Below are 12,247 nucleotides of genomic sequence, written 5' to 3'. Positions count from 1 at the left end.
CCAGAGTATGTCGCTGCCTTGCAATCGCCCTTGGTGGAGGCGATTACGGCGGTTCTACTGTCCTTTGGCTCTGCTTAGAGTCCCCCTTCAATAGGCTATCGTGGGTCTGGAGTCTGCCGGCTGGTATCCCGATGGGGCGTTGGCGCAGGTGGTCAGATTGAGGATCCCTAGGGGTGCCGCCAGCGCTGCCACTGTTGTAAAAGCCAACGACCCAAACCAATCAGATGTTCTTCAATCCACAAAAACAGGCGATCACACCACAGCAACAGTCGTTCAAACCAGTGGAGTTCATAGCCTATAAGAGCAGCATCCACATCGAGAATCAACTGCTCTGGATTCAGATGGACACTGGGGGTTGCAGTTTCTGATTGTAACGCATGGGCTAATGGCGATGATGCGCTCCCTAGCTGGAGCAGCGTCTCCCCTGGAGAAAAAACAGGTAAAGGATTCGTAGCTGCTAATAGGGGCGAATTCACGGCTGTCCCCAGCGGCGGCTGGACTCCCCCTAGCCAGTAGGAGAGTTGACTCAGCCAATCTTGGAAGGGCAGCTTGAAGGGGTTGAGATGGCGTTCAATCCAAGCCAGAACTTGCGCCTGCTGGGCAGGGCTGAGGGTGTAAAGGATTTCATTATCGCTGCCAACGAGCACCATTTGCTGGGTTCCTAGGAGCGTAGCAATTCCCTGTACTCGCCTTGGAGACAGCGGATTCTTGCGTCTAAAGGGGAGGCGCGATCGCAACCATTGGATAGCCGCTTTTAGGGGAGACATGGGGGGCAAGGCTAAATCCCCTCCCTCTGTTCCTGTGAGCTGAAGTTGCGCGAGAAAGGTTTCCACCAAGCAGAACCGCGGGGTAGAGCTTGCTTTGAGTGATCTCTCCCGCCAGCCCCAGAGCCAGTGATGCCGCCGCCGATACCACTGCCGAACATGCTGATAGTACACTGCCAAGGCATAGGCAATGCGTTGTTCGATGTGTTGCTGTTCTGCAGCGGTGAGAACTTTCAAGGGACGGGCAGCCTCATCCACTATCAAGAGGAATTTGGCGGCGCGATCGCAGGCAAGGTAAAAGGGTTGCCGCTGTGCCAAAGGCGCCTCTTGGGATGGTCGAGTTTTGGGCTGGGGTTGCCGCCAGCCTTGTAAAGGTGCGATCCAGCGCCGCCACCAGGGCAGTGGGCGGGCAATGGGGGCGATCGCCACCGCCAAAGATTCATCTTCCCCACCTGTGAGGAAAAGAGCAGACATCACACTTAACAGGGCTGCATCGGCAGCAGGAGCCGCCGTGGGTTTCGGTAGGAGGCGTTGATGCACCTGAGAGACGCTGCCCATCAGTTGGGGAAGTCCCCGCTGCCAAAACTGTGCCAGAATGGCGCCAATGACCTGAAGCGTGCCACTCAGGGTGCTTGCAACCTGCCATTTTTGGCGTTGCCACTGTTGCTGCCAATATTGCCATTGCTGTCGCCAGAAGTTAAAAAAGCGACTCTGATAGAAAACTGCCATTGCGGCTTTCTAGGTGGAGGAATATAACACTAGATTAGCGTTGTAGTGTCGTCACTGATATTTTTAGTATTGATCTCGTTTCCCCCGCAAGCGTGTAAAAGTTTGGAGGGGTGTAGTAGCCCCCACTGCTGCTTGAATGGCACTCACTTCACAGCGCAAAAAGGGATTGGTTGCCTTCTCAAGGCCAATTGTACTTGGAATTGTGCTTTTCCCTTGGGCGCGATCGCGACAAACTTGGGCATAGCGCTCTTGCAAAGCGGGATTGTTGGCTTCCACGGTGAGGGCAAAACCGAGGTTCTTTTGGGTATATTCGTGGGCACACCAAACCTGCGTACTCTCCGGCAATTGCCGCAGTTGGTTCAATGACGCCAACATCTGTGCCGGCGTCCCCTCAAAAAGACGCCCACAGCCACCGCCAAAGAGCGTATCGCCGCAGAATAGGTCACCCGTTTCTGGCGCATAGTAGGCAAGGTGGCCGCGTGTATGGCCGGGAACAAACAGCACCTCAAGATGACTGTCACCAAAGGGAACGCGATCGCCGGCCTTGAGAAAGACGGTCTGTTCTGGAATGCGCCCTTGATCCTCATAGCTGCCATAGACCTCGATATTGGGGAAGCGCGATCGCAGGGCACGATTGGCACCCACATGATCCCAGTGGTGATGGGTATTAAAAATGGCCGTCAGCCTTGCTCCCAATTCCGCTAACTTGGCCAGAACAGGCTCCGGCTCTGCGGGATCCACCACTGCCGCCGTCCCCGTTTGTGGATCGTGGAGCAAAAAAATGTAGTTATCCGTAAGGGCATTAAGACGATAAATCATCATAATAGCAGTACCCTTGTGAAGCTTATGATGGCTATTGTTTGTGTACCCAACGTCGCCAGTTCTTCTTTGCCTCTACCTCAACCAGAATGCGCAAAAATAGACCAATCAACTCACCCCCATCCAATTGTTAAGTTTTTAAGCTTCCTCAGGATGATTCTTGAGCCACTGTTTTAGAAAAGTAACCAAGCGATCGCACTCCTGCGGTAGGGTAAAGTAATGGACACAGGCACGCACCGAGGCGGGATAGAGCAATTCTCGCACTAGGATATTCTCGGCTTCAAGATCTTGGACGAATTGGTGGTGCTGACCATTGGCCAACTGAAAGGCGACAAGTCCGGACGGTGGGGGTATTGGACTCAGACAAGTCAAACCGCCGATGCCCTGTAACTGTTCCCAGAGGTAACGACTCAGCTCACAAATACGCCGGTATCGCGCTTGGGGAGTCCCCCATTGATCGTGCACCCGCAGAGCAGTGGTGAGTCCTGGAACCAATGAAAAAGCAGTTGTTGCTACTTCAAAGCGACTGGCATCCTCCTTCCAGCCGGCGGGTTGCGCCTCGCGGGTTTGGTGAATGCCGCGCCAGCCAATAAAGGTGGGTTCCAAGGTGGGCAGGCGATCGCGCCGAATATATAGCCCCCCCAATCCAGCGGGGCCACAGCACCACTTATGTCCTGTAAAGGCGTAGTAATCTACCCCCAAGGCAGGCAAATTCAGGGGCACCATGCCGACACTTTGGGCACCATCCGCCAAAACTTGGATACCGCGACGGTGGCAAACTTCAACGATGTTCTCTAAGGGCAAGAGCTTCCCTGTATTCCACAGCAAATGACTCAACACAACCAAGCGTGTGCGGGGATGGAGTTGAGCCTCGATGGCGGCCACTTCATTGTCACACCAGGGCCAAAAGGCCACCCGATCCACGACAATTCCCAACCGCCGTGCCAATTGCTCCGTAATTGCCACTACCCCTGGATGTTCACAGTTGGAAATGAGTAGGCGATCGCCCGCTTGCCAGGGAATGCCCCAAAGAACAATGTTGCAGCCCGTGGTCACCGAATCCGTAAGGGCAATGGTGTCTGGCGTGGTGCCCAGCAGCTGCGCTAATTCTTGCCGTAGGGTTTGCAGGTGTTGGCTCAGCCACGAAAACACACGATTGGCAAAAGGGCCTTCCTCCTGAATGTGGCGATCGCTCTGGAGAATGGTCTGCCAAGTGTCTTGGTGCAGTGGCCCTTGCCCACCGTAGTTTAGATATGTCTTGTTGGTCAAAGCAGGGTACTGGTCGTGGTAGGCGGCAAGTTTCTTGAGATCCATCTACGTTCCTTTGGAATGAGGGGACTCCCACCTGCAGGCTGAGGAGGGCGGAGGGGTCTTGGCGGTTTGGGAATGGGCATCGAGCCACTGTTGCAAAATCAGCGCAGCAGCAATTTGATCCACGAGGTCTTTGTGGTGACGGGGCGATCGCCGCCGTTGTTTGAGAATTTCCTCCGCCTGAAAGGAGGTGAGACGCTCATCTACGTATTCCACAGGTAAGTTCAAAGCCGCAGCAATTTTTTCTGCTAAGTGTTGTACTTGACGCGCTTGAGAACCCAGTTGACCATCGAGGGTGTAGGGTAAACCGACAATTAATTTCTCTACCCCTCGCTCCTGGCAAATCTGCCGAAGCTGTGCCACATCACTCGCAAAATTCTGACGATGAATGGTCGTAATGCCCGCGGCCAACTGCCCCAAGCGATCGCACCCTGCAACGCCAATGCGCTTGCGCCCCAGATCTAAGCCCAGAACGGAAATCATCCTTGAGTCGGCAAGAACAGTTCCCCTACAATGAAATCCATTGCCAAGGTGCGTTTTTCCTTGACTAAAAACATCATACCCCGCTGTATCCACCCATGACTGACGCAAGCTCCGACTACAAAGACACTATCAACCTGCCCCAAACCACATTTGAAATGCGGGCGAATGCAGCGACACGGGAACCCGAATTGCAAGCCTTTTGGGCACAGCAGCAAATTTATGAAACGCTTCAGCAAACGAATCCAGGTGAGGTGTTTATTCTCCACGATGGCCCCCCCTACGCCAATGGCGCCCTTCACATTGGCCATGCCCTCAACAAAATCCTCAAAGACATCATCAACAAGTACCAACTCCTGCGGGGACGTAAGGTTCACTACCGCCCAGGGTGGGACTGCCACGGCTTGCCCATTGAACTCAAGGTACTGCAAACCCTCAAACCTGAACAGCGTGCCCAACTTACACCTCTTGCCCTCCGCCGGCAGGCCAAGGAATTTGCCCTCAAAACCGTGGCCGAGCAAAAGCAAAGTTTCCAACGCTACGGCGTCTGGGGCGACTGGGCGCATCCCTACTTGACCCTCACCCCCGACTATGAGGCCGCCCAAATAGGAGTCTTTGGCGAAATGGTGCTGCGGGGCTATATCTACCGCGGCCTGAAACCTGTCCACTGGAGTCCTAGCTCCAAAACCGCCCTCGCTGAAGCCGAATTGGAATATCCCGAAGGTCACACCTCCCGCAGTCTCTATGCAGCCTTTGAAGTCATCGAGTTGCCCGCAGGCTTAGCTCAGTCTTGGTATAAAGCACTCGGTAAATTAGGAGTAGCCATCTGGACAACAACCCCTTGGACAATTCCAGCCAACTTAGCGGTGAGTGTGAATCCCGATCTCACCTATGCCTTGGTTGAGGTTCAGCCTGCCTCCCACTACAAGTATTTAATTGTTGCCGCAGATCTTGTAGAGCGACTCAGCAAAACCCTCAGTTGCACGCTCAAGGTGGTTGCCACAGCCAAAGGGGCTGACTTGGAAAATAGCCGTTATCGCCATCCCCTCTTTGAGCGCGAGAGCAAGATTGTGATTGGCGGTGATTATGTGACCACAGAATCAGGGACGGGACTAGTGCATACGGCTCCCGGTCACGGTTTAGAAGACTATGCCGTCGGTCAACGCTATGGCCTGCCAATCCTGTCGCCCGTGGATGAGAATGGTTGCTTTACGGCAGAAGCCGGACCATTTGCGGGTCTCAATGTCCTCAAAGAAGGAAACGAAGCAGTGATTGCAGCCCTGCAAGCATCTGGTGCTCTCCTCAAGGAAGAACCCTACGTCCACAAATATCCCTACGACTGGCGCACGAAAAAGCCGACTATCTTCCGCGCCACGGAGCAGTGGTTTGCTTCCGTTGAAGGCTTTCGTGATGCAGCCCTCAGGGCGATCGCCGAGGTGAAATGGATTCCTGCCCAAGGGGAAAACCGCATTACCGCCATGGTGGCTGAGCGTTCCGATTGGTGTATTTCGCGGCAGCGCAGTTGGGGGGTGCCCATTCCCGTCTTCTACGACAAAGCCACAGGGGAACCCCTGCTGACCGCAGAAACCATTGCCCATGTTCAAGCCATTATTCGCGATCGCGGCTCCGATGCCTGGTGGGAACTCTCCGTTGCTGAATTGCTCCCCGAATCGCTGCGGGATCAGGCCGATCGTTATGAAAAAGGCACCGACACCATGGATGTCTGGTTTGACTCCGGCTCCTCTTGGGCGGCAGTGCTCGGCGATCAGCAGGCAGATCTCTACCTCGAAGGCTCTGACCAACATCGGGGCTGGTTTCAATCCTCATTGTTGACGCGGGTGGCCGTTAAAGGCCAAGCCCCCTACAAGGCCGTCTTAACCCACGGCTTTGTCCTTGATGAGCAAGGACGGAAAATGAGCAAATCCCTCGGCAACGTCACTGATCCTCGCGAAGTGATTGAAGGGGGCAAAAACCCAAAGCAAGACCCTCCCTACGGTGCCGATGTGCTACGCCTGTGGGTTTCCTCGGTGGACTATGCCAATGATGTGCCCATTGGCAAAAACATCCTCAAACAGTTGGCGGATGTCTATCGCAAAATTCGCAATACGGCGCGCTTTCTCCTTGGGAACCTCCACGACTTCAATCCCGATCAGGATGCGATTCCCTATGCCCAACTGCCGGCTTTGGATCGCTATATGCTCCATCGGCTGCACGAGGTCTTTAGGGAAGTGACGGCTGCGTTTGATAGCTTTCAGTTCTATCGCTTTTTCCAAACGATTCAAAATCTTTGTGTCGTTGATCTTTCGAACTTTTATCTGGATATTGCCAAAGACCGGCTATACATCAGTGCTGCTACTAGCGATCGCCGGCGCAGTTGTCAAACCGTCCTGGCCATTGCTGTTCAAAACCTAGCCCGTGCCATTGCCCCAGTGCTCCCTCACTTAGCCGAGGATATTTGGCAGCATTTACCCTTCAAAACCCCCTATCTTTCCGTCTTTCAAAGCGGTTGGGTACAGCTTCCTGCCCAGTGGTATGACCCCACCCTAGCGAATGAGTGGCAACGTTTGCGGCAGCTTCGCCTAGAGGTCAACAAAGTGCTCGAGCAGGCTCGTGCTGAAAAGCTGATTGGTGCCTCTTTAGAGGCCAAAGTGTGGCTCTATGTCACCGATTCTGAGTGGCGCGATCGCCTTCAAGAACTGAATCCCAACGATACCCTCAGTGGCAATGGCGTGGATGAACTGCGCTATCTCTTTTTAGTGTCCCAAGTGGAGGTAATGCCAGAACGGAAAGCAGTGGACGTGCCCTATGTCCTTGAGGGTGAGGCTCTGTGGATTGGCGTCGGTCATGCTAAGGGTAAGAAATGCGTTCGCTGTTGGAATTATTCTGAAACTGTTGGCCAATCGGCCTTGCATCCCCAGTTGTGCGATCGCTGCCAAGCTGCCCTGCAAGGAGAATTTTAGCTCATCGGCGGGAAGCCCGGCGCGGGGAATCTTGCTGCTCAATGTACCGCTTTGACCGCTCCGCCACTGGCGATGAAGTAGGACTCATCCCAAAGCAGCGACTTCCCATAGTGTTCAGCCGCAGCCTGCGACTAAAGACAGACTTCAGAACGTTTTGCCGACGCTGGGATAGCTGGGCGGTTGGTCGTGAAGGTCAACCCCGCTGGTACGTCACAGCACTGGGGAATCTGCCTGAACCAAGTGCCGCAAGCGTGATCCGACCGTCGAGACGTGAACTCTGCATTGCTTGTTAAAAAGGTAGGCCTAGGGCATCGGTTCACTATAAAATGCAAAGGTCGCAAGACTGGAAAAGCTTGCCGTCGGGAGTATGTCCCAGCAGGTACCACGATTTACGGTCAAGAACATCCCTCGGGGTTTTTGATCCATCGATACGTGTACTCGCCATTGACGGCCTCAAAATAGTATCTTTGAGGACGCCAATCCCGCAGGGGTAGTCGAATCAATAGGCGACGCGCCAGCGTCGCCAGCGGTGTCATACTCAATAGAGTCACGGCAGCCGTTGTTGGCCACAGATATTTCCGGAGAAGGCTTCCCTACAAATTTGTGGCTCCAGTCTAGCCGAAGAAGCGGGAAACCGTTTCCTTCCCTCGCTAAGATAAGGATGAGATGACTGTTGATCCAAATTCAACCAGAATTCAATGACACTTGCGATCGCCCCTTTTCCCATCCCTGCCATCGTTGGCCAAGAAGCTATTAAACTGGCGCTGCTGTTGGCTGCCGTTGATCCCGGTTTGGGAGGAGTCATCATTGCTGGGCGACGCGGTACGGCTAAATCCGTCCTTGCACGGGGTATTCATGCCCTATTGCCCCCCATTGAAGTCATTGATCAAGGAGAGATTCCAGTTCCAATCATTGCCAATCCCGATCCGGAACGTCCCGAAGAGTGGGATAGCCGCTTACAAACTTGGTGGCAAAGCCATCCTCAGGTTGAGCTGAAAACCAAAGTAATTCCAGCCCCTTTTGTGCAAATTCCCCTTGGCGTCACCGAAGATCGCCTGTTGGGGGCAGTGGATGTGAGTCAATCGGTGCAGCGGGGCGAAGCGGTGTTTCAGCCCGGCCTATTGGCGGCAGCACACCGGGGAGTGCTCTATGTGGATGAAATTAATCTGTTGGAGGAGCAACTGGCCAATCTGCTCATGGCCGTCCTCAGTACCGGGCGCAACCAAATTGAGCGGGAGGGAATTAGTCTGGAGCACCCCTGTCGTCCCCTCTTGATTGCCACGTTTAACCCCGATGAGGGTGAAGTCCCGCCCCACCTGCTGGATCGGTTTGCGATCGCCCTATCGGCAGATACCGTTTTGGGCTTAGATGAGCGGGTCACGGCGGTGGATCATGCCACCCGATTTGCCGATTCCCCCCAAGCCTTTTTGCAGCAGTACAATGCCGAGCTTGAGGATCTGCGCACCCAAATCATTCTGGCGCGGGAGTGGCTCAAGGAGGTAAAAATTCAACGGCAACAAATTGCCTATTTGGTTACCGAAGCCCTGCGCGCAGGGGTGCAAGGCCATCGGGCGGAACTCTTTGCCGTGCGGGTAGCCAAAGCCCATGCGGCTCTCAATGGTCGTAGTGAAGTGAACGCTGAAGACCTGCGCCGTGCCGTTGAACTGGTGATTGTGCCACGCGCCACTCAGCTTGAACTGCCGCCGGATCAGCCACCGCCCCCCCCAGAGACTCAGCAGTCTGACCCCGAAGAAGGACCGGCTGAGCCAGAGACCCCACCGCAAGAGCAGCAGGAGACGCCCCCCATTCCTGAGGAATTTGTCTTTGAAGCCGATGGCACGGTCTTGGATGAGTCGGTGCTCTACTTTGCCCAACTGACCCAACGTCAAGGAAAATCAGGGAGCCGCAGCCTGATTTATTCCCAAGATCGCGGTCGCTATATCCGCCCTATGTTGCCCCGCGGACGGGGAGGTCGAATTGCTGTGGATGCAACATTGCGCAGTGCCGCTCCCTACCAAAAATCCCGTCGGTTGCGCCAACCGCAGCGCTGCGTCATTGTTGAAAACAGTGATCTGCGGATTAAACGCTTGGTGCGCAAAGCGGGTGCCTTAATTATTTTTGTTGTCGATGCCTCCGGCTCAATGGCTCTGAACCGCATGAACTCCGCCAAAGGAGCAGTTCTTCGCCTCCTGACCCAAGCCTATCAAAACCGCGATATGGTGGCGCTCATTCCCTTTCGTGGCGAGCAAGCGGAAGTGCTCTTGCCCCCAACCCGCTCCATTGAAGCAGCCCGACGGCGCCTTGAAACCTTGCCCTGTGGGGGTGGCTCTCCCCTGGCCCATGGCCTGACCCAAGCGGTGCGTGTGGGTCTAAATGCCCGGCAAAGTGGTGAAATTGGTCAAGTGATGATTGTGGCCATTACCGACGGTCGCGGCAATATCCCCCTGAGCCGCTCCCTTGGGGAGACCATTCCGCCGCAGGCCAAGCCCGATGTTAAGGCGGAAGTACTGGAAATTGCTGCTAAAATTCGAGCTTTAGGTTTGAAGCTCTTGGTAATTGACACTGAAAATAAGTTTGTCTCTACTGGCATGGGCAAGGAATTGGCACAGCAAGCGGGAGGCAAGTATTATCATCTGCCTAAGGCCACCGATCAGGCGATCGCCCAGGTGACCCAGAATGCCCTGAAATTTTAGATAGCCATAAAAAACTCTCCCCCAGTCAGATGAGGAGGAGAGGTAACGACTAGGCAGGTGAGCCTACATCATGCCGCCGTCGGCAGGAGCTGCGGCTTTGGGTTGCGGTTTTTCCACCACAAGGGCTTCAGTGGTCAGTACCATGCCGGCGATCGAACCCGCATTTTGTAGAGCGGAGCGAACCACCTTGGCAGGGTCAATAATCCCAGCACTGACCAGATCTTCGTAGGTACCGCTGGCGGCATTAAAGCCATAGTTAAAGTCACCCGCGCGGACATTTTCCACGACAACGGCTCCTTCGACACCGGCATTATCAGCAATTTGAGCCACTGGCGTTGCCAAGGCACTGGCGACAATGCGCGCACCCGTTTGTTCTTCAAGATTGAGGTTAGGAAGCAGAGCATCAATGCGACTGGCCAAGTGGAGCAATGTCACACCACCGCCGGGCACAATCCCTTCAGCAACTGCTGCTTTTGTGGCATTGAGGGCATCTTCGAAGCGGAGTTTGCGATCCTTCAATTCTGTTTCGGTAGCGGCACCCACTTTGATCACAGCCACACCACCCACAAGCTTAGCAATCCGCTCTTGTAGTTTTTCTTTGTCGTATTCGGAGTCGGTTTCTGCCAACTGCTTCTTGAGTTGCTCAACGCGCTTTTGAATATCAGCTTTATTGCCTTTCTCTGACACAAGGGTGGTCGTGTCCTTGGTCACGGTGACGGAGGCGGCTTCTCCCAGCATTGTGATTTCCACATCCTCTAGGGTCAGTCCCACTTCCTCGGAAATGACTTGACCGCCCGTGAGAATGGCAATGTCTTGGAGCATTGCTTTACGCCGTTCGCCAAAGGCGGGAGCTTTCACGGCAACAACACTGAGAACACCCCGCAGTTTATTCACCACTAGGGTGGCAAGAGCTTCTCCTTCGACATCTTCGGCAATGATCACGAGGGGACGACCACTGCGGGCAACCTTTTCCAATGTGGGAATCAGGTCTTGGATACTAGTAATTTTTTTGTCCGTCAGCAGCAGATAGGCATTGTTGAGTTGGACAATCATCCGCTCTGCATCGGTGACAAAGTAGGGGGAAATGTAGCCGCGATCAAACTGCATCCCCTCGACAATTTCCATTTCTGTATTCAGGGATTTGGACTCTTCAATGGTGATCACGCCATCTTTGCCCACTTTGGCCATGGCTTCACCAATCATGGCTCCCACTTCTGGGTCATTACCGGCGGAGACAGTTGCCACTTGAGCAATCATGTCCCCTTCCACGGGTTTGGCGACCTCAGCAATCCCATCAACAACTGCTTTAATTGCTTTTTCCATGCCGCGCTTGAGGGCAATTGGGTTAGCACCGGCAGCTACATTTTTTAGGCCTTCACGGATCAGCGCTTGGGCAAGGAGGGTTGCGGTGGTGGTGCCATCACCGACGACATCATTAGTTTTGGCGGCCACTTCCCGAATCAGTTGAGCGCCAGTATTTTCATAGGCATCTTCTAGTTCAATTTCCTTAGCGATTGTCACCCCATCGTTGACAATTTGTGGTGCACCGTACTTTTTCTCAAGCACCACATTTCGCCCTTTAGGGCCAAGGGTAATTTTTACGGCATCGGCAAGGGCATTAATTCCGCGTTCGAGCGATCGCCGAGATTCTTCATGAAATGCGACTAATTTTGCCATGGGTGGCTATCCTTTAGTAACTGGTTGGAGGTGATCATTGAGGGACTGCAAACTTGGCAGATTTCAAGCCACTGTTCACAATACTGTGGAAAACAAGCTCAAGGCAATGGCAGAAAATGTAGGGGATTCCGCACTTGCTCGCGTACACTGGGAATAGGTAGAGACACTTCTCAGACATGACCGGCCGTCGGCTTAATCAACAGCACTTACAGGTCTTTTTGTATGTCACATTAATCTTGGGCATTGCTTTTGTGGCGGCTAAAGAGTCTTTCCACCTCGATAACGGTCTAGGGGGACAAGACTGGCAAATCGGTGCCCCACAGGTAGATGTGATTGCTGCTCAGCCGAAACGTTCCCTTGCGGAAGTGCGTGCCTTTGCCCTGCAATTAGTAAATCGCGATCGCCGGCTCAATGGATTGCCGCCCCTTGTTGCTGATGAGTTACTGACAAAGACAGCACAACGCCATGCCGAAGACATGCTCAAGCGCCAATACTTTAGCCATATCAACCCAGAGGGGCAATCGCCAATGGATCGGTTTATTGCCCTAGGGGGGCGCGGTGGCGTGGGTGAAAATATCATGGAGCAGCGGGGTGTCCTCGGATTGATGCTCAACTATAAGCTTATTGAGCACTGCCAAAAAGGCTGGATGTACAGTGACGGCCATCGTCAGAATATCCTTTATCCTGAATTTACCCGTTTTGGCTTTGGCATTGCTTTGAATTCAGCACGGGGCGAGGTCTATGCTGTACAGATGTTTGCACTGCCACCCCCGTAAAGGCAGAGCTTTGCTGTGGGAATAATTTTTTAATGTAA

At 53.9% G+C, this 12,247-nt stretch carries 8 protein-coding genes and 1 pseudogene; 4 read left to right on the top strand and 5 right to left on the bottom strand.

Annotated features, from left to right (window positions below; all coding sequences use genetic code 11):
- Nucleotides 1–167: 167 nt before the first annotated feature.
- The 4 genes from P3X23_RS07590 to ruvX all read right to left on the bottom strand — a co-directional run bounded on the left by P3X23_RS07590 (nt 168) and on the right by ruvX (nt 4,106).
- Complete coding sequence (locus tag P3X23_RS07590; RefSeq protein ID WP_300874947.1) at nt 168–1,493, bottom strand: hypothetical protein; 1,326 nt, start codon at nt 1,491–1,493, stop codon at nt 168–170.
- Between the two features lie 63 nt (nt 1,494–1,556).
- Nucleotides 1,557–2,315, bottom strand: a complete 759-nt coding sequence (gene gloB / locus P3X23_RS07585) for a hydroxyacylglutathione hydrolase (protein WP_300874945.1) — start codon at nt 2,313–2,315, stop codon at nt 1,557–1,559.
- Nucleotides 2,316–2,450: 135 nt separating this feature from the next.
- Nucleotides 2,451–3,626 (bottom strand): aminotransferase class V-fold PLP-dependent enzyme, encoded by a 1,176-nt coding sequence (locus P3X23_RS07580; RefSeq protein WP_300874942.1) that lies wholly within the window; start codon nt 3,624–3,626, stop codon nt 2,451–2,453.
- The gene (ruvX, locus tag P3X23_RS07575) at nt 3,627–4,106 is read right to left on the bottom strand and encodes a Holliday junction resolvase RuvX (RefSeq protein ID WP_300874939.1); all 480 of its coding nucleotides are present in this window, start codon (nt 4,104–4,106) and stop codon (nt 3,627–3,629) included.
- A 95-nt stretch (nt 4,107–4,201) separates the two neighbouring features.
- Between ruvX and ileS the strand changes: the two genes are divergently transcribed.
- From ileS to bchD, 3 genes and pseudogenes are all read left to right on the top strand, one after another.
- Nucleotides 4,202–7,063, top strand: a complete 2,862-nt coding sequence (ileS, locus tag P3X23_RS07570) for an isoleucine--tRNA ligase (RefSeq protein WP_300874936.1) — start codon at nt 4,202–4,204, stop codon at nt 7,061–7,063.
- A gap of 171 nt (nt 7,064–7,234) precedes the next feature.
- A pseudogene (locus P3X23_RS11990) lies at nt 7,235–7,525 on the top strand (hypothetical protein); the annotation flags it as partial.
- A gap of 236 nt (nt 7,526–7,761) precedes the next feature.
- Entirely contained in the window at nt 7,762–9,756 is a 1,995-nt protein-coding gene (bchD, locus tag P3X23_RS07565) for a magnesium chelatase ATPase subunit D (protein WP_300874933.1), read from the top strand.
- A 63-nt stretch (nt 9,757–9,819) separates the two neighbouring features.
- Here the strand turns inward: bchD and groL are convergent, their stop codons facing one another.
- Nucleotides 9,820–11,433, bottom strand: a complete 1,614-nt coding sequence (gene groL, locus P3X23_RS07560; RefSeq protein WP_300874931.1) for a chaperonin GroEL — start codon at nt 11,431–11,433, stop codon at nt 9,820–9,822.
- A 176-nt stretch (nt 11,434–11,609) separates the two neighbouring features.
- Here groL and P3X23_RS07555 point away from each other — a divergent pair, with 176 nt between their 5' ends.
- Complete coding sequence (locus P3X23_RS07555) at nt 11,610–12,209, top strand: CAP domain-containing protein (protein WP_300874929.1); 600 nt, start codon at nt 11,610–11,612, stop codon at nt 12,207–12,209.
- The last annotated feature ends 38 nt before the right edge of the window (nt 12,210–12,247 follow it).

The organism is Thermosynechococcus sp. Uc, from assembly GCF_029335995.1.
GTDB lineage: Bacteria > Cyanobacteriota > Cyanobacteriia > Thermosynechococcales > Thermosynechococcaceae > Thermosynechococcus.
Note: the sequence above shows the minus strand (reverse complement) of the source record. Positions and strands in the feature narration are given on the sequence as shown.

Bases quoted from the DNA above. Each gene is read 5' to 3' on its own strand.
- bchD (WP_300874933.1), top strand. From the start codon at position 7,762: ATGACACTTGCGATCGCCCCTTTTCCCATCCCTGCCATCGTTGGCCAA.
- P3X23_RS07590 (WP_300874947.1), bottom strand. From the start codon at position 1,493: ATGGCAGTTTTCTATCAGAGTCGCTTTTTTAACTTCTGGCGACAGCAA.
- ruvX (WP_300874939.1), bottom strand. From the start codon at position 4,106: ATGATTTCCGTTCTGGGCTTAGATCTGGGGCGCAAGCGCATTGGCGTT.
- groL (WP_300874931.1), bottom strand. From the start codon at position 11,433: ATGGCAAAATTAGTCGCATTTCATGAAGAATCTCGGCGATCGCTCGAA.
- P3X23_RS07580 (WP_300874942.1), bottom strand. From the start codon at position 3,626: ATGGATCTCAAGAAACTTGCCGCCTACCACGACCAGTACCCTGCTTTG.
- ileS (WP_300874936.1), top strand. From the start codon at position 4,202: ATGACTGACGCAAGCTCCGACTACAAAGACACTATCAACCTGCCCCAA.
- P3X23_RS07555 (WP_300874929.1), top strand. From the start codon at position 11,610: ATGACCGGCCGTCGGCTTAATCAACAGCACTTACAGGTCTTTTTGTAT.
- gloB (WP_300874945.1), bottom strand. From the start codon at position 2,315: ATGATGATTTATCGTCTTAATGCCCTTACGGATAACTACATTTTTTTG.